A 17,835-nucleotide genomic window follows, 5' to 3' on the forward strand; every position below is an offset into this window, starting at 1 on the left:
GTCCCGCACGTCGACGGACGGGAGCGCCAGGCGGGAGTGAGCATCGCGGATGCGGTGAGGGACATGGCGGACGGAATGACAGCTCAGGATCAGGTGGCAGCGGACGGCGTCGGAACGGCGCGCGTCGTCTTCCAGCCGAGCGGCAGGCGGGGCACGTTCCCTCTCGGCACGCCATTGCTGGATGCCGCGCGCGCGCTCGGCGTCTATGTGGAGTCCGTCTGCGGCGGGCGGGGCATCTGCGGCCGCTGCCAGGTTTCCGTTTCCGAAGGACGTTTCGCCAAGGAGAAGCTGTCGAGCAGCGCCGACCACCTCGGCCCGGTCACGGAGGCGGAGGCACGCTATGCCTCGCTGCGCCAGCTCGCTGCCGACCGGCGGCTCTCCTGTCAGGCAACGATCCTGGGTGACATGGTGGTCGACGTGCCGGTCGATGCCCAGACCAACCGCCAGGTGGTGCGCAAGCGCGCGGAAACCGTCAAGCTCGCGCCCGACAGCACCATTCGTCTCGTTGCCGTCACCATCGACGAACCCGACATGGACCAGCCGCTCGGCGATGCTGACCGGCTGCTTTCTGTTCTGGCCCGCGAAACGGGACTTTCCGGCCTCTCGCTCGACGCACCGCTCCTTGCCCGCGTTCAGGTGATCCTGCGCAAGGGCAACTGGCACGTCACCGCCGCCATCTGGCAAGACGGTGGCCATCCGCCCCTCGTCACAGCCCTGTGGCCAGGCGAGAAGACAACCGTCTACGGACTCGCCGTCGACATCGGCTCGACCACGATTGCCGCCCATCTGTGCGATCTCGCAACCGGGCGCACGGTTACCTCGGCCGGCACCTCCAACCCGCAGATCCGCTTCGGCGAAGACCTGATGTCGCGGGTGTCCTACGTGCAGATGAACCCGGAGCGCCTGCCGGATCTCGTCGCCACCGTGCGCGCCGCCGTCGACGCGCTGGTCGCCAAGCTCGTGGCGGACGTGGGCGCGAGCCGCGCGGATGTGCTCGACGCGGTCGTCGTCGGCAATCCGATCATGCACCACCTCTTCCTCGGCATCGACCCCACCGAGCTTGGCGGCGCGCCCTTCGCGCTTGCCGTGTCGGGCGCGGTGCACCAGCGGGCCGATGCGCTCGGGCTTGAGCTAAACCCGGGCGCGCGGGTCTACATGCTTCCCTGCATCGCCGGCCACGTGGGCGCGGACGCCGCCGCCGCGACGCTCTCCACCCGCCCCTTCGAGGCCGATGCGATCACCCTTGTCGTCGACATCGGCACCAACGCGGAGATCGTCCTCGGCAATCGGGACCGGCTGCTGGCGGCAAGCTCGCCGACCGGCCCGGCCTTCGAGGGCGCCGAGATCTCCTGCGGCCAACGCGCCGCCCCGGGCGCCATCGAACGCATCCGCATCGATCCGGTGACCCTCGAGCCGCGCTTCAAGGTCATCGGCCTCGACGAATGGTCCGACGACCCGGAGTTCGCCGGGAAAAAGGACCAGGTCGGCGTCACCGGCATCTGCGGCTCGGGCATCATCGAGGCGGTGGCCGAACTGTTCCTCGCCGGCGTCATCACCGAGGACGGGCTTATCGACGGAACGCTGGCGGAGAAAAGCCCACGCATCATCCGCCAGGGGCGCACCTTCGCCTATGTGATCGCGGCGGAGGGCATCGAACTGGCCATCGGCCAGCGCGACATCCGCGCCATCCAGCTTGCCAAGGCAGCGCTTTATGCCGGTATCCAGCTGCTCTCGGACAAGCTCGGCAATCCGGAGATCGCCCGCATCCGCCTCGCCGGCGCCTTTGGCAGCTACATCGACACGAAATACGCCATGATCCTCGGCTTGATCCCCGATTGCGATCTCGCCGAAGTCGCGAGCGTCGGCAATGCCGCGGGAACGGGCGCGCGCATGGCGCTCGTCAACCGCGGCGAGCGGCGGGTGATCGAACGGGTCGTGCGCGAGATCGAGAAGATCGAGACCGCGCTCGAACCACGCTTCCAGGAGCACTTTGTCAACGCCATGGCGATCCCCAACAAGGTCGACCGCTTCCCGCGCCTGTCGCAGGTCGTCGCCCTTCCCGTGCCGGGACGCGCTCTTGCCGAGGGCGGCGAGACGGAACCCGACGACGGTGGACGGCGCCGACGACGGCGCCGGGGGTAAGGGCGAATCCGCAAGGACGGCCCCTCGCCCATTTCAACCTGCTGCACAGGACGGCACGTGCCCGCTCAACCCTGGGCGGCAAACGCCTGTGGAATCCCGCATCCTTCGTCATTTTATGAGGGTGAAACTCCTGTTTTAGTGCCCGAGAGCATGGACATTTCGGCTTAAATCTTGAACTCTGCGCTCAAGTTTTCTCCGACAGATCGTCCCTTTCGCACCACGCCATGGCACGCCTCCTGCTCATTCGGCTCGTCTCGGCCGGGCTCCTGCTTCTAGCGATCTCGGTCGCGGGCTTCGCGCTGCTACGCCTGCTTCCGGGCGACTTCGCGGAGATCCTGCTGATGTCGCAGATGGATGGCACATTGCCGAGCCCGCAGGCGGTGGCGCGGTTCGCCGCGGAGAACGGCCTCGACGCACCGCTTCCCCTGCAGTATCTGCGCTGGCTCGGCCATCTCCTGTCCGGAGATTTCGGCGTATCACTGGTGACGGGCGAACCGGTGCTCGCCGACCTCAAGCTGCGTGTCGCTGCATCGCTGCAACTTGCGCTCGCCGCCCTCGGCCTGGCGCTTGCCATCTCGCTTCCCGTTGGCGCGCTCTGCGCCGCCTTTCCCGGCAGTCTTCTCGACCGGGCGCTGGCTGCCTTCGCGGTCGTCGGCATGTCGATCCCTAATTTCTGGTATGCGCTGCTTCTGGCGCTCTTCTTCGCTCTCACGCTCGGTTGGCTGCCGAGCACCGGCTACGGCTCGCCCGCGCATATCGTGCTGCCGGCGATCGCCATCGCCACGTCGATCTCCGGCATCCTGGCGCGCTATGTCCGCGGCTGCCTGCTGGAGGAACTGTCGCAGCCCTATGTCCGCACAGCCCGCTCAAAGGGCCTGTCGCCGGCGCGCGTGCTGCTGACCCATGCCGCGCCCAATGTCTTTCCCGCCGTGCTGACGCTGACCGGCATGCAGTTGGCACGCATCTTCGACGGCATGATCATCGTCGAGACCCTGTTCGGCTGGCCCGGCATCGGGCGGATGATGGTCGAGGCGCTGCTCGCGCGCGACTACCCGGTCATCCAGGCGTGCTTCCTCGTCGTCGCCTGCGGCTATGTGATCGTCAATCTCGCGGTCGACTACATCATCGCCGTCTACGATCCGCGCGTGCGGGAGGTGGTGTGATGCCCTGCCATGCCCCGGTCGCCAATAGACGCGGGCCTGTCGCACGCGCAGCCGCGCGCCATGGCACCGGCCTTGCCGTTTGCGTCGCCCTGCTCCTTGCCTTCGTGCTGGCCGGTCCGCTGCTTGCCCCCCACGATCCCTATCACGCCGACATCATGAACCGGCTGGCGCCGCCTGGCCTCGACTATCCGCTCGGCACCGACGCCATGGGCCGCTGCATGCTGTCGCGCCTGCTCTACGGCGCACGGCTCACCACCTTGTCGGCGCTCGCGGTCGTCCTCGCCGCCGCCTCCTTCGGAACACTGGCCGGCGCCTTCAGCGGCTATTTCGGCGGCATGCCGGACCGGGTGCTGATGCGCCTGTGCGAGGGCTTTTCCGTGCTGCCGGCGTTGGCCATTGCCATGGTGATTGCCGGCGTGCTGGGGCTGGGGCTCCAGGCCGTGATCATCGCACTCGCCGCAGTCCACTGGACGGAATACGCCCGGCTCGTGCGCAACGTCACCATGGTCGAGCGCGCCAAGACATACGTGATGGCCGCCGAAGCGCTCGGCGTGCCGCGTCTGGAGGTCATCCGCCGCCACCTCCTGCCGAACATCCTCGGCCCACTCTTCGCGATGGGCAGCTATTCCATGTCCTGGGTGATCCTGTCCTTCGCCGGACTGAGCTTCCTCGGCCTCGGCGTCGAACCCGGCGCTCCCGAATGGGGCCGCATGATCGCCGAGGCGCGCAACCATCTTCGCGAACATCCAAGGCTCGTGCTGGTGCCGGGCCTCACCATCATGGCCTTCGTCATTCTCATCAATCTCCTCGGCGATGCTCTGGGAGACCGGTTGCGCGACGGCCGCACCAACTACCTGACCACAAGGAGCTGACATGACCCTTCGCCTTGCCCGGCTGCGCAAGTTCGCGCTTGCCGCCCTGGCCACCGCAACCCTGCTCGCGCCGGGCGCACCGCAGGCCGCCGAAACTCCGTCCGACACGCTCGTCGTCGCCACCATGTGGGAGGCGTTGCCGCTGTCCATGAAGCCGCGCCGCAGCCGTTTCTTCAACGAGAGCGAGATCCTCGACACGCTGGTCAAGCTCGACTTCGACATGAAGCTCATCCCCGGGCTGGCCACCTCCTGGGAGCGCGTGTCGCCGACCACCTGGCGCTTCACCCTGCGCGAGGGCGTGACCTTCCACGACGGCGCCCCCTTCGACGCCGAGGCGGCAAAGTTCTCGCTCGAGCGCGTGATCGCGCTGCTGCCCTATGCCGCCGACCTGCTCAACATCAAGTCGATGACCGCCGCCGGCCCGCTCGCCCTCGAGATCGAGACCTCCGAGCCCTTCGCGGCCCTGCCCAACCAGCTCACCGACGCCATTGCCGGCATCTACGGCAAGGCATCCTTCGACGCGGCCGGCGCATTCGTGAAGCCGGTCGGCACCGGCCCCTGGAAGTTCGTCGACTACCGCAAGCAGGACCGCACCATCGTCGAGCGCTTCGACGGATACTGGGGCGCGGCGCCGGCGCTGAAGAGCATCGAGTACCGCTACATTCCCGACCACAACGCCCGCGCGCTGGCGCTGGAGACGGGCGAGGTCGACTTTGTCGTCCACCTGCTGCCCTCGGACGTCGCCCGCCTGTCCCGGGACAAGACGTTCAAGGTCTACCAGAACGAGAGTGCCGGTCTCTACTATGGCGCATTCAACGCCGGCCAGAAGAGCGTTCTCAACGACGTGCGCATTCGCAAGGCGGTGAACCTGCTCGTCGACCGCCAATTGATCGTCAAGGGTGCGCTGGACGGCGTCGGCAAGCCGGCCTGGACCTTCTTCCCCTCCTCCTTCCCCTGGTCGAGCGAGAAGGTCGAGCCCTACAAGGTCGATCCCGAGGCCGCAGCCGCCCTGCTGCGCGAGGCAGGCTACGAAAAGACCGACGGCAAGTGGATGAAGGACGGCCAGCCGCTGACGCTTCGCATCCTGAGCTATTCCAGCCGCGCCGAAATGCCGACGATCACCGAGGCGATGGCGATCCTGCTCCAGCAGCAGGGCATCGACACGGACGTCAAGATGTACACCTGGGAGGGTATGCTCGACCTGGTGAAACAGGGCGATTACGACGTGTCGGTCGTGTTCTGGACCCCGGAGATGACCGGTCATCCGGACCTCCACCTGAAGTCTCAGTTCCACTCCGGCGCCGGGCTGAACTACCAGTTCTGGTCCAACCCCGAGTTCGACGCGCTGGTCGACAAGGGCCGCACCCAGGACGCGGGACCGGAGGCCTTCGCCACCTACGAGAAGGCGCAGCAGATCCTTCAGGACGACGCCCCGATCATCCCGCTGGTGCACAAGGTCTACGTCGCTGCCTCCAGCGCCGCGGTTGACGGCTACCAGGTGCACCCGTCCGGTTTCTTCTACAATTTCAAGGAAGTGACCAAGAACTGACCCCGCACCCGGCCGGCGTCCCTGCCGGCCGGGCCACTTCGGAGCATGCCATGGCCTCCTGCCTTTTCCTGAAGCCCATCAAAGGCGCCGGCGGCGACCTGCCGGACATCTCCGGCTTCGTCGACGATCTCGACCAGATCGACCACTACGCGCTCGCCGAGGCCGATCTTTCCCGCTATCGCGCGCTGCTCGTTCCTGCCCACCTCGACCAGCGTTTCTTCGGCACGCTGACGGACAGGATCACGGCCTTCCTCGACGGTGGCGGCACGCTGGTCTTCAACGGCCATGTCGCCTGGCCGATGCTGCCAGAGTTCCACACCTTCCAGGTCCTGCCCGAGGTGACGCTGGAAACGCTGGAAGTGCATCGGGTCGCGGCGCATCCGGTGTTCGAAGGCGTCGATCCGCGTGAACTCACCTACCGGCGCGGCGTCGCCGGCTTCTACGCCCGTGGCCACAATCCGCCGCCGGAAGGTGCCGTCACGCTGCACGGCCTGGGTCCGTCGCGGGTGCCCTGCGACTGGGTCTACGAGCGCCCGCGCGGCGGACGTGTTCTCATGCACGCCGGCAATGACCTTTGGATGTACGCCGGCTCCTCCGACACCACCGCCCGCATCGTCCCCCAGTTGTGCCGCTGGGCGGCAACGGAGTTCTGAGACATGGCCAGGATCACGGTTCTCGACAGCGGAACCTACTACCATCATCGCACGATCCACGAACCGCGCTACCGCGAGCGGTTCGACGAGGTCGTCTACATTCGCGACCTTGCCCGCATCGACCTCTCGACGCGCGAGCTGGTGCTGGTGTCCTGCCGCACGGACCCCTCCCAGCTCATCCCCTGTCGGGAGCAGATCGCCGACTACCTCGCCGGCGGCGGCACCATCATCGCCATGGGCTCGACCGGCCAGCCGTCCTGGCTTCCTGGCGTCGTCTGGCACGATACGCCAACGAACTTCTGGTGGTGGAAGGAAGGTGGGAGCCTCGGCCTTGAAGCGGTTGCGCCCGATCATCCGCTCTTCGGACATATCACCCTGACCGATGCGACCTGGCATCACCACGGCCATTTCGACGTACCCGCGGGCGCGACCAGCCTGATCGACGTCGCCGGAAAAGGCTCCGTTCTCTATGAGGACAAGGTAACGACGAACGGTACGATGATCGTCACCGCACTCGATCCGATGTACCATCACGGCAGTCACTTCATGCCCGCGACGACCCGCTTCCTCGATGGCTTTCTGCCCTGGCTGCAGAGCCTTTGAGGAGGCCGACACCACGCTCTGGCAGCGCGCCGCCAATTTGGCTATTGAACCGGCATGACCGACGCAATTCGCATCTACATCACCGGCGCCTCCTGCGCCGGTGTCACCACGCTCGGCCAGCGGCTCGCGCAGCGTCTTGGCATCCCCCATGCCGATGTCGACGATTTCTACTGGCTGCCGACCGACCCGCCCTATTCCCGCAAACGTCCGCCACTTGAGCGCATTCCGCTGATTGCCGGGGCGCTCGGCGCGGGAGACTGGGTGCTGACCGGCTCCTTCGACGGCTGGGGCGATCCGCTGATCGAGACGGCCGGCCTCATCGTCTTCGTCACCACGCCGACACCGGTCCGCATGGCCCGCCTGATGGAGCGCGAGCGTCAACGCCACGGCGAACGCATCCGCCCCGGCGGTGACATGCACGAGATCCACACCGCCTTCGCCGACTGGGCCTCGCGCTACGATGAGCCGGAGTTTTCAGGCCGCAACCGCGCCCGCCACGAAGCCTGGCTCGCACAGCAATCCATCCCCGTGCTGCGCGTCGACGGAAGTCGGCCGGTGGCAGAATTGATGGAGACGGTGCTCAGAGCCGTCTAGCTTCTCCGCCGCCTTCTCCGGCTGCCAGAACACAAGCGCTCCCGCTCTTGGCCCCCGGACCAGCGCGCCCGCGATAGCAGACGCGGACCTGCACGCTCGGCGACGGCCTCATCGAAAAGAGGCAACATTGTCAGATTTATACTTCCAGAGGGGTGATGGTGGAAAAGCCCTTCGAGCGTGAAAAGGCCATCACATGCCGAAAATTCTGCATGGCCTCTGAAGGATCAAGCGTATCCATTTTAAGACTGCAAAACGTTTCGCGAACAAAGTGGACAGACAGAATAGGAACACGCTCCATGCGCCCGTTTGACTTGTTTACGGCTTGCGCCATGCAATTTACTAAAATCTCATCAACCGGAACAGACGAAAACAACTCACCCGAAACTCTTAACGCAGCACCACAAACATGATCTTGATATATTTCATTACGTTGCGCATCCGGCATACGACTTTCCGAAAGTCGCCCACTCGATAGGACTTTACGCCGAAAATTTGGAACCACATCCTTATCGTTAACATACAGATTCGCTTGAATAAAACCTGTATTTATATTATAATCAATTTGCTCTCCTAGAAATTCAATCCGAGTGAGTGACGTAAGCTCCTCGAGAATTTTTTTCAGTGTCTCGACTTCACCAGATACTGCCATCTTGGCAAAATCATTTTCGACTTGCCAATCGGCCAAATCCTTCGAATATTTCTGAAGTGCTTGTTCATAAGCCTCTTGATCCACCTGTGCCGCAACCTCGAAATTCGAGACCAGTCTTGCCTGCAGACGTTTCGAGCCCCCTTTGAAGAAATGATAAAATCGAGGCCTGAATACTCTGAGTGCGTTCTCCGCACGATCCAAATGCTCGTTCGAGAAAACGGGTTCGACGGGAGGCGGCAAGGTCGCAAGTCGCTGCCAGTCAACCGTGGATCGCTCAAACACATGAACACTGGTTAGGCGCTCAATAAGATCTTCCCAATCCTCAACCGCCGAAACTGCATCGGAAAAAACCCGCTGCTTGTGCCGTTCCTTTTGCCGACGCATGGACTCGCGTTCGGCTGCTCGCGCGGCTGCGGTCAGCGACCGCATCGTTCCTCTCCACCCCACCGCAGCTCCCCCAGAACAGTTTGCGTGTATCACCCAGTCTTCGGTGAACCCCGCCACGAAACGTTGCATTATCGCGCTCTGGTTGCGAGAAATATAGAGAAAATTATCCTAGCTTCTCCGCCGCCTTCTCCGGCTGCCGCCGTCCCCCTCTTCGCCCACCGGCTGAAGAGCCGCCGGCGGGGAGACGAGCGGGCCGAGGCGGGCGACGATTTCCGCCACGCTCGGGCGCGCGCCCTTTTCGTGTACGTCGAGCGCCGCGCGCATGGCGGCAAGATGGGTGTAGGAGGTGCCGCAGCAGCCGCCGATGATGCGCGCGCCCGCGTCGACCGCAAGCCGCGCATAGTCCCCCATCAGCTCCGGCGTGCCGGTATAGACCACCTCATCGCCGCGAATGACCGGAATGCCGCAATTGGCCTTGGCGACGACGACTGCCTGCGGGTAGGCCGCGGTGATCTCGAGGATCGCGGCAAGCAGGTCGGAAGCGCCCACGCCGCAATTGGAGCCATAGGCGACGGGAGTGCAGGCGAAGTCGCCGGTGAGGGCACCGAGGGCGGCCGGTCCGAGACCCATCATGGTGCGCCCGGCCGTGTCGAAGCTCGCCGTCACGACGAAGGGCATGCCGGCGGATACGGCCGCTTCGGCGGCGGCGCGCATTTCCTCCGCCGCCGACATCGTCTCGATCCAGAGTACATCCGCGCCACCGTCCTTCAGCCCTTGTGCCTGCTCGGTGAAAGCCGCGACCGCGTCTTCGTGGGTGAGCGCGCCGAGCGGCACGAACAGTTCCCCCGTCGGGCCGATGGACCCGCCGACGATCACCGGGCGTCCGGCGCTGTCTGCGATGTCGCGCGCCAGACCGGCTGCGGCGGCGTTCAGCTCGTGCACCCGGCCCTCCAGCTTATGCAGCTTCAGCCGGTGGCGGTTGGCGCCGAAGGTGTTGGTGAGGATGATGTCGGCGCCGGCTTCCACGAACTTGCGGTGCAGGGTGCGGATCTTGTCCGGCTCGGTGACGTTCCATTCCTCCGGCGGATCACCGGAGGTCAGGCCCATGTCGAACAGGTTGGTGCCGGTCGCGCCGTCGGCGAGCAGCGTGCCATTTTGCGCGAGGAGTTCTTCGAGCTTGCTCATGGTCTTGCCTTGTTGCCGTCATGGCGTGTGTTTCTGTATGCCGTGGCGGTGCGGACCGCCGCGGACCATAGTGTTCCTGCAACGCCCCTGGCGTCCCATTCTGCTGTCCCCCCGGGCAGGCGCAGCGCGACCCGGGGTGACGCCGGAGAGGCTTGCCAGTCGGGACGACAGCAGATGCACCGGGCCACGCCCATGGTCCCCATCCCCGCCGTGCCCTCAACTGCGCGGTTTCAGGTTCTGCGGATCGTAAAGCGGCGCGTAGCCGACGGCGGCCACCTCGACCGGGAAGGTCTGCGAGAAATACTCCACATTCAGCTTGCGCCCGACCTCGGCATGCTCGTGCGGCAGGTAGGCGAGCGCGATATTCTTGCCGATGGTCGGGCCGTAGGCGATGGACGTCGTGTAGGAAAGCCGGCCGAGTTCATCGACCAGCGTCTTTCCCGTTTCGGGATCGATCACCGGCAGCGTGCCGACCGGATAGCGCGCCGTGCCACTCGCATCGACGTTGTCGGTCATCACCAGGGTGCACAGCATTGCCGGCTGGTGCACCCGCGCCCGGTATTCCAGGTGCCTCGCCTTGCCGCGGAAATCCGCCTCCTTGACCTTCGGGCGGGCGAGATCCGCCTCATAGAGGTTGTACTGGGTCAGAAGATCGGCGTTCTGCAGACGCAGGGATTTTTCCAGGCGCCGCGAGTTCGCGTAGGTCTCGACCCCGACGGCCGTGACGCCGAGCGCGCGCAGCGCGTCCCAGACGGTAAGCCCGTCCTCATAGGCCATGTGCAGCTCCCAGCCCTGCTCGCCTACATAGGAGAGCCGCAGGGCCATGACCTTCCTGCCGGCGATCTCGATCTGCCGGAGCGCCGCGAAGGGGAAGTTTTCAGGATCGAGCGCATCGGGATCGGAGACGGCCTGCTTCAGGTTCGCGCGCGCGTTCGGCCCCCAGATGCCGATGGTGATGAACGCCTCGCTGACGTCGGTGACCGTGACGTCGAAGCCCTTGTCCCGGGCGACGCGCTTGACATAGTGGTAGTCGCGCGGGCCGGCGTCGGCACCGTCGATGACGCGGCAGCGGTCGGCCATGCGGAACACCGTCAGGTCGGCACGGACCATCCCCTCGTCATCGAGGAAATGGGTGTAGATGCCCTTGCCGATGTTGCCGTCGCCGCCGATCCTGGCCGCGCAGAGCCACTCCATCAGCGCGACATGGTCCGGCCCCTCGACCTCGAACATGTAGAAGTGCGACAGGTTGATGAGGCCGCAGTCCTCGCTCATCGCCAGATGTTCGGCATTCGACACGCGCCAGAAGTGGCGGCTGTCCCACTCGTTCTCGCGCATCGGCACGCGGTCGCCGTATTTTTCGAGCAGGGGCTCGTTGGCGGCGTAGCCGTGGGCGCGCTCCCAGCCGCCGAGCTCCATGAAGTGTCCGCCAAGCTCGACCTCGCGCGCGTGGAAGGGCGAGCGCTTGATGTTGCGGCCCGTGGCATAGGGTTCGCGCGGGTGTATGGCGGGGAAATAGATCTTCTGGGCCGCCTCGTAGCAGCGCCCCTCGATGAACCCTTCGCTCAGCTGATGCGGATAGAAGCGCGCATAGTCGATCGAGGCATGATCGATCTCGGTGCGGCCGTCGGTGATCCAGTCGGCAATGAGCTTGCCGTAGCCGGGGCCGTCCTTCACCCAGATGGCGATGCAGTACCACAGCCCGCGGACCTTCTGCGATTCACCGCAGGACGCGCCCCCGGCGGCGGAAACCTGCAGCAGTCCGTTGAAGGAATGGCCTTCGTTGTAGCCAAGCTCGCCGAGGATGGGCGTCAGCTCCATGGCGCGCTCGAGCGGCTCGATGATCTGCTCCATCTCGAGATCGCGCTGCGATGGCGAAAGGCGGGCCTCGTGCTTCTCCTGCAGGTCGCGCGGATGGCACATGCGCGGATGGTTCGGCTCGTAGTAGCCCCATTCGATCTGGCCGCCCTCGGCGGTCTTCGGATCGCCGGTGTCGCGCATGTAGGCGGAGTTGCCCTGGTCGCGCAGGAGCGGATAACCGATGTCCTTGCCGGTGCCCTCGAACGCGTTGAAGGGGCCGAAGAAGGTCAACGGATGGTCGACCGGCATCACCGGCAGGTCCTCGCCGACCATTTCGGCGATGAGGCGGCCCCACAGGCCGGCGCAGATGATCACATGATCTGCACGGATCGTGCCGCGATGGGTGACGACGCCGCTGATGCGCCCGTCTTCCACCACCAGAGATTGCGCCGGCGTGTTGGCGAAGGACTTGAGCTTGCCGGTCTTCTCGGCCTCATCGACGAGCTTGCCGGCCACCGTCTGCGAGCGCGGGATGACGAGGCCCGCGTCGGGGTCGAACATGCCGCCCTGAACCTGATCCTCCTCGATCAGCGGAAAGAGTGCCTTGATCTCGGCGGGCGTGACGTGACGGACATTGGTGCCGAATGCCTTGCCGGATGTGACCTTGCGCCGGATCTCCTCCATCCAGGCATCATCGCCGGTACGCGCCACCTCGAGGCCGCCGACGCGGGCGTAGTGGCCCATCTTCTCAAAAAAATCGATCGAGTACTGCGTCGTCCAGACGGACAGGTAGTCGTGGCTGGTCGTGTAGCAGAAGTCGGAGGCATGCGCCGTCGAGCCGATGTCGGTGGGAATGCCGGACTTGTCGATGCCCACGACGTCGGTCCAGCCGCGTTCGATGAGATGATGCGCGATCGACGCGCCGACAATACCGCCCAGGCCGACGATAACGATCTGTGCCCTTTCCGGAAACGCTGACATCTTTCACCTTTCTCGCATGGACACGGCGCGGCGGACCGCCCTCTCGCCGGTCAGTATCGCCACAGAACAGACCGTCCAGTGGCCTGATTGCGTCATGGTGACATCACCGCGACGACACGGGCGCACCAAAATGCCGGCTCCGGCGAGCTGGCATTGGTGCCCCCCGTTGTTGACAGGCTGTTTGATCTTCACTATCGGCAATTTTGGGTTGAGGGAGACGAGAAGAATGATGCTGCGCCGAACTGTCCTGATCGCGTCGATGGCCGGGCTTGCCGCCTGCCAGACTGCCAAGCCGATTGCCATGAGCGTCAACTACCAGCCAACGAACCCGGCCGCCGCGCATGGCGACGTGCTGGCGGAGGCACGTGCACAGGGACAGAACATTCCCAAGCTTCGCGGCACGGAGTTCATCACCGTGCGCAGCTATCGCTACACGCTGCACAAGGACAGCGGCACGGGCATCAAGGAAGAGATGACCGGCGCCGACTGCACCCTCGAAAGCGATGGCTACTCGGCAAAATTCCGCACGCCGGCGCAGGTCAAGGTGCCCAACTACGGCTACGCCTCGCGCCCGGTCTCCGTGCGTTGCAACGCGCCCGGCTACAAGACGGGCTTTGCCAATGCCGGGGCGGAAAACGAAACGCGCAAGGCGATTTACCGCGCCGGTGCCAGCAACGGCCTCGTCGGTTTCGTCACGGCTTCGATCATCGACGCAGCCAATGACGAGGACAATGACGACTTCAAGTATCCGCTCGTCTCCGTGATCATGAACCAGGAAGACTGCGACTCCTCGCAGCTTGGCTGCCGCGCCCAGTAACCCTGGCGCGCCGCGCGCACCTGTCCTCGCCGCTGCCATGACGCTTTTAGAGAATCCGACGCCGCTTTCGCGCCGCAGAGGCTGCATGCCTCGGCGCACAGTGACGCGGACGCACTCCGTGCCGTGCCCTGCAGGTCTGCCGGGCGGCGCGGCACGGCGACAGCGCAGTGACGACAAAGGACTTGCAGGGCATGAGCGAACATGAGGACACCCGCACGTCGCGCCGAGGCCGGGCGGCACGCACCGAGAAACGCCGCGGATCGCAAAAGGCGGGCTCCGTGCCCTACATCACGCGCAACATCCCGGTCTACGACATCCTGAGCGACGAAGGGGCGGAGCTGATCGAGGCCAACGCCGACCGTCTGCTTGAGGAAATCGGCCTGGAGTTTCGCGACGATCCCGAAACGCTGGAGATCTGGCGCAAGGCGGGCGCCGATGTCTCCGGCGAGCGGGTGCGCTTTCCCCGGGGCATGCTGCGCGCGTTGCTGAAGACCGCCCCGGCGCAGTTCACACAGCACGCGCGCAACCCGGCCCGTTCGGTGGAGATCGGCGGCAACAACACGGTCTTCGCGCCGGTCTACGGCCCGCCCTTTGTCACGGATCTGGACCGCGGCCGACGCTACGGCACGATCGAGGATTTCCGCAATTTCGTAAAGCTGACCTACGCGTCCCCGTATCTGCATCATTCGGGCGGAACGGTCTGCGAGCCTGTCGACCTGCCGGTCAACAAGCGGCATTTCGACATGGTCCATGCGCATCTGAAGTATTCCGACAAGCCGTTCATGGGCTCGGTCACCGCCCCCGAGCGGGCACGCGATTCCGTCGCCATGGCCGAAATCGTCTTCGGCAAGGAGTTCGTCGACCAGAATTGCGTGATGATCCAGCTCATCAACGCCAACTCGCCGCTGGTCTTCGACGCGACCATGCTCGGCGCACTCAAGGTCTATGCGGCCGCCAACCAGGCCTGCATCGTCTCGCCCTTCATTCTCGCAGGCGCGATGAGCCCGGTCACGGTGGCCGGGACCCTGTCGCAGGTGCTGGCCGAGGCACTGGCGGGATGCGCGCTGACACAGCTTGTGCGCCCCGGCGCGCCGGTGGTCTTCGGTGCTTTCGTCTCCTCGATCTCCATGCAGTCGGGCGCCCCCACCTTCGGCTCGCCGGAGGGCAGCCTGCTGCTCAACGGCGCCGCCAAGCTGGCGCGACGCTCGGGGCTTCCATTCCGCTCCGGAGGCTCCTTCACCGCCTCCAAGACGCCGGATGCACAGTCGGCGCAGGAGTCGGCGCAGACCATTCTGGCGACGCTGATTTCCGGCGTGAATTTCTGCCTGCACGCTGCCGGCTGGCTCGAGGGCGGCCTGTGCTCGTCCTACGAGAAATTCGTCATGGACGCCGACCAGCTCGGAATGATGCATGTGCTGGCGAAAGGAATCGATCTTTCGGACGAAGCGCAGGCGATGGATGCGCTTGCCGAGGTCGGACCGGGCGGTCACTTCCTCGGCGCGGCACATACGCAACGCAATTTCGAGAGCGCCTTCTTCCGGTCCGAGATCGCCGATAACAACTCCTTCGAACAATGGAGCGCCGACGGCGGTCTTGACGCCGCCTGGCGGGCGAATCGCAAGTGGAAACAGATGCTTGCGTCCTATGAAGCACCCCCGCTCGATACTTCGATAGACGAAGCACTCATTGCATTCATGTCGAGACGCAAATCAGAATTTCCCGACAGCAATGTGTAGAACGCTTCATTCCAACGCAGCGTAATCTATATATCAGCAAGATTAGACGATCCTCTTCACGCAAAAAGCGTGAAGAGGCCGAATTGATGGCAAATCGACCCGTGAAAACGGCAGGGATTCCGGGTGCGGAATCAGGCCATTCGGCATGACTTTCCTATATTTTTTTCGAATACCCCCTTTCCATGTGATTCATATTTTGCTTATCTAAGTCCACCGACAGGGTAATAAAGCGAACCAAAAGAGTTCGCAGAGGGGGACATGCGTCAATCGCTCCAGAAGCTGGAGCGAATGCCTGCCCCTTTGTGTCAATTTGTTTTAGGGGTGCAGATGACAGAAGCACGGGGCGCATCCGTCCGTTACGAGAACGTCCAGAAGAGCTATGACGGCGAGACGCTCGTCGTCAAAAATCTGAACCTTGACATGCCCCCGGGCGAGTTCCTCACCATGCTCGGCCCTTCCGGCTCAGGAAAGACCACCTGCCTGATGATGCTTGCGGGCTTCGAGCCGGCGACCCACGGCGAGATCTTCCTGAACGACAGCCCGATCAACAACGTCCCGCCGCACAAGCGCGGGATCGGCATGGTCTTCCAGAACTACGCGCTTTTCCCGCATATGACGGTCGCGGAGAACCTTGCGTTCCCGCTTCAGGTTCGCGGCATGAACCGCGCCGAGCAGGAAGAGAAGGTCAAGCGCGCACTCGAGATGGTCGAGCTTGGCGCCTTCGGATCACGCCGACCGGCGCAGCTTTCGGGCGGCCAGCAGCAGCGCGTCGCCGTTGCCCGTGCGCTGGTGTTCGAGCCGGAACTCGTCCTGATGGATGAACCACTGGGTGCGCTCGACAAGCAGCTGCGCGAGCAGATGCAGTACGAGATCAAGCACATCCACGAGAGCATCGGCGTCTCGATCGTCTATGTCACGCACGACCAGACCGAGGCGCTGACGATGTCGGACCGGGTCGCGGTGTTCAACGACGGCGTCATCCAGCAGCTCTCGCAGCCGGACGAGCTTTACGAGAACCCGCAGAACTCCTTCGTGGCGCAGTTCATCGGCGAGAACAACAAGCTCTCCGGCACGGTAACGGCGATCGAGGGGCACTCCTGCGATGTGCAGCTCGACGACGGCACGCAGTTGAAGGCCGAGGCGGTCAACATCGGCGGCGTGGGGTCGCGCACCACCATCTCGCTGCGTCCCGAGCGCGTCGAGTTCGACACCCACGAGCAGATGGACAATCTGGTCAAGGGCCGGATCGAGGAGATGATCTATCTCGGCGATCACATCCGCGTCCGCATGACCGTCGCCGACAACAAGGACTTTGTGGTCAAGGTCCGAAACCGCGGCGAGAAGCGCGATCTCAAGGCCGGCCAGATGGTCGAGATCGGCTGGGCGGCGAACGATTGCAAGGCGCTCGACCCGGTCGCCTGACGACTTCGGCCGGACCCGGCGCGGCTCAACCCGCGCCCGGCCCGTGCCGCAAGCTTGCGGCGGTCCCTTGTGCGACCGCCGCCCTGTTCCCGGGTGGACCCGGGCGAACACTCTGAAAGCGAGGAGAAAAACTCCATGATCTTCAAGAAAGCCCTTTTCGCGGGCGTTGCCACCGTGCTCCTGACGGCCGGCGCCAGCGCCAAAGACTTCACCGTCGTCTCCTGGGGCGGCGCCTACCAGAACTCGCAGCTGAAGGCCTATGTCGAGCCCTACGCCAAGGCGCACCCCGACATCAACTTCATCTGGGACGAGTCCTCCAACGAGGCGGTCGCCAAGCTGCGCGCCATGAACGAGGCGGGCAACGTCACCTGGGATCTCGTCGACGTGGTGGCCTCCGATGCCATCCGCCTGTGCGATGAAGGTCTCGCCATGGAGATCGATCCGGACAAGGTTCTGGCCAATGCGCCCGACGGCACGCCGGCCAGCGAAGACTTCGGCGACCTGCTCGTTTCCGACTGCTTCATTCCGCAGATCGTCTACTCGACGACCTTCGGCTACCGCTCCGACGTCGCCGCCTGGAACGGCAAGGAGCCGACCAGCATCTGCGACGTCTTCGATCTCGAGAACTTCCCCGGCAAGCGCTCGCTCGAGAAGCGTCCGATCAACAACATGGAATGGGCCCTCCTGTGCGACGGCGTCGCCAAGGAAGACGTCTATGATGTGCTGGAGACCGAAGACGGCGTGAGCCGCGCGCTCGCCAAGCTCGGCACGATCAAGGATCAGGTCGTGTGGTGGTCGGCTGGCGCCGAGACGCCCCAGCTTCTCGCCGATGGCGAGGTCGTGATGGGCTCCACCTACAACGGCCGCCTGTTCTCGGTGATCGAGGAGCAGAAGCAGCCGGTCAAGATGCTCTGGGACGCCCAGGTGTTCGACCTTGACGGCTGGATCGTTCCCGCCGGCCTGCCGGACGACCGCAAGCAGATGGTCATGGACTTCCTGAAGTTCGCGACCGACACACAGCGCCTTGCCGATCAGGCGAAGTACATCTCCTACGGTCCGGCCCGCAAGTCGTCGGCCCCGCTCGTCGGCAAGCACGCCGAGCTCGGCATCGAGATGGCGCCGCACATGCCGACCGACCCGGCCAACGCGACCAACACCTTCCTCTACAACTACGAGTGGTGGGCGGACTATCGCGACGACCTGGACGCCAAGTTCCAGGCCTGGCTCGCCAGCTGATCGGCTGACAACAGGACGGCGGGTGCCCTCACGGGGGCCCGCCGCTCTT

Annotated in this window: 14 protein-coding genes; 11 read left to right on the forward strand and 3 right to left on the reverse strand. The window is 64.6% G+C overall.

Features of this window, described 5'->3' with window-relative positions:
- Positions 1-75 precede the first annotated feature (75 nt).
- The 7 genes from ACSLUQ_RS09345 to ACSLUQ_RS09375 all read left to right on the forward strand — a co-directional run bounded on the left by ACSLUQ_RS09345 (position 76) and on the right by ACSLUQ_RS09375 (position 7,576).
- Complete coding sequence (locus tag ACSLUQ_RS09345) at positions 76-2,142, forward strand: ASKHA domain-containing protein (protein WP_461808346.1); 2,067 nt, start codon at positions 76-78, stop codon at positions 2,140-2,142.
- A 224-nt stretch (positions 2,143-2,366) separates the two neighbouring features.
- Positions 2,367-3,305, forward strand: coding sequence for an ABC transporter permease (locus tag ACSLUQ_RS09350; RefSeq protein ID WP_417773873.1), 939 nt, complete (start codon positions 2,367-2,369; stop codon positions 3,303-3,305).
- Positions 3,305-4,177, forward strand: coding sequence for an ABC transporter permease (locus ACSLUQ_RS09355; RefSeq protein ID WP_417773874.1), 873 nt, complete (start codon positions 3,305-3,307; stop codon positions 4,175-4,177). Before ACSLUQ_RS09350 ends, ACSLUQ_RS09355 begins: the two co-directional genes overlap by 1 nt.
- Position 4,178: 1 nt before the next feature.
- Positions 4,179-5,726, forward strand: coding sequence for an ABC transporter substrate-binding protein (locus ACSLUQ_RS09360; RefSeq protein ID WP_461808347.1), 1,548 nt, complete (start codon positions 4,179-4,181; stop codon positions 5,724-5,726).
- Positions 5,727-5,776: 50 nt separating this feature from the next.
- Positions 5,777-6,379 (forward strand): hypothetical protein, encoded by a 603-nt coding sequence (locus ACSLUQ_RS09365; RefSeq protein WP_461808348.1) that lies wholly within the window; start codon positions 5,777-5,779, stop codon positions 6,377-6,379.
- A 3-nt stretch (positions 6,380-6,382) separates the two neighbouring features.
- Positions 6,383-6,982 (forward strand): hypothetical protein, encoded by a 600-nt coding sequence (locus ACSLUQ_RS09370; RefSeq protein ID WP_461808349.1) that lies wholly within the window; start codon positions 6,383-6,385, stop codon positions 6,980-6,982.
- Positions 6,983-7,036: 54 nt separating this feature from the next.
- Positions 7,037-7,576, forward strand: a complete 540-nt coding sequence (locus tag ACSLUQ_RS09375; RefSeq protein ID WP_461808350.1) for a P-loop NTPase family protein — start codon at positions 7,037-7,039, stop codon at positions 7,574-7,576.
- A 136-nt stretch (positions 7,577-7,712) separates the two neighbouring features.
- Here ACSLUQ_RS09375 and ACSLUQ_RS09380 read toward each other — a convergent pair whose 3' ends face one another.
- From ACSLUQ_RS09380 to ACSLUQ_RS09390, 3 genes are all read right to left on the reverse strand, one after another.
- Positions 7,713-8,654: a hypothetical protein gene (locus tag ACSLUQ_RS09380; protein ID WP_461808351.1), complete on the reverse strand. Its 942-nt coding sequence runs from the start codon at positions 8,652-8,654 to the stop codon at positions 7,713-7,715.
- 126 nt (positions 8,655-8,780) lie between these two features.
- Positions 8,781-9,797, reverse strand: a complete 1,017-nt coding sequence (bmt, locus tag ACSLUQ_RS09385) for a betaine--homocysteine S-methyltransferase (protein WP_461808352.1) — start codon at positions 9,795-9,797, stop codon at positions 8,781-8,783.
- Positions 9,798-10,013: 216 nt separating this feature from the next.
- The gene (locus ACSLUQ_RS09390) at positions 10,014-12,575 is read right to left on the reverse strand and encodes a GcvT family protein (RefSeq protein ID WP_461808353.1); all 2,562 of its coding nucleotides are present in this window, start codon (positions 12,573-12,575) and stop codon (positions 10,014-10,016) included.
- 226 nt (positions 12,576-12,801) lie between these two features.
- Here ACSLUQ_RS09390 and ACSLUQ_RS09395 point away from each other — a divergent pair, with 226 nt between their 5' ends.
- The 4 genes from ACSLUQ_RS09395 (at position 12,802) to ACSLUQ_RS09410 (ending at position 17,786) form a co-directional block, all read left to right on the forward strand.
- The gene (locus ACSLUQ_RS09395) at positions 12,802-13,392 is read left to right on the forward strand and encodes a hypothetical protein (protein ID WP_461808354.1); all 591 of its coding nucleotides are present in this window, start codon (positions 12,802-12,804) and stop codon (positions 13,390-13,392) included.
- Positions 13,393-13,583: 191 nt separating this feature from the next.
- Positions 13,584-15,128, forward strand: a complete 1,545-nt coding sequence (locus ACSLUQ_RS09400) for a trimethylamine methyltransferase family protein (RefSeq protein WP_461808355.1) — start codon at positions 13,584-13,586, stop codon at positions 15,126-15,128.
- Positions 15,129-15,455: 327 nt separating this feature from the next.
- Positions 15,456-16,550, forward strand: coding sequence for an ABC transporter ATP-binding protein (locus ACSLUQ_RS09405; protein ID WP_417773884.1), 1,095 nt, complete (start codon positions 15,456-15,458; stop codon positions 16,548-16,550).
- A gap of 135 nt (positions 16,551-16,685) precedes the next feature.
- Entirely contained in the window at positions 16,686-17,786 is a 1,101-nt protein-coding gene (locus ACSLUQ_RS09410; protein ID WP_461808356.1) for an extracellular solute-binding protein, read from the forward strand.
- The last annotated feature ends 49 nt before the right edge of the window (positions 17,787-17,835 follow it).

The sequence above is a fragment of the Stappia sp. ICDLI1TA098 genome (assembly GCF_054880955.1).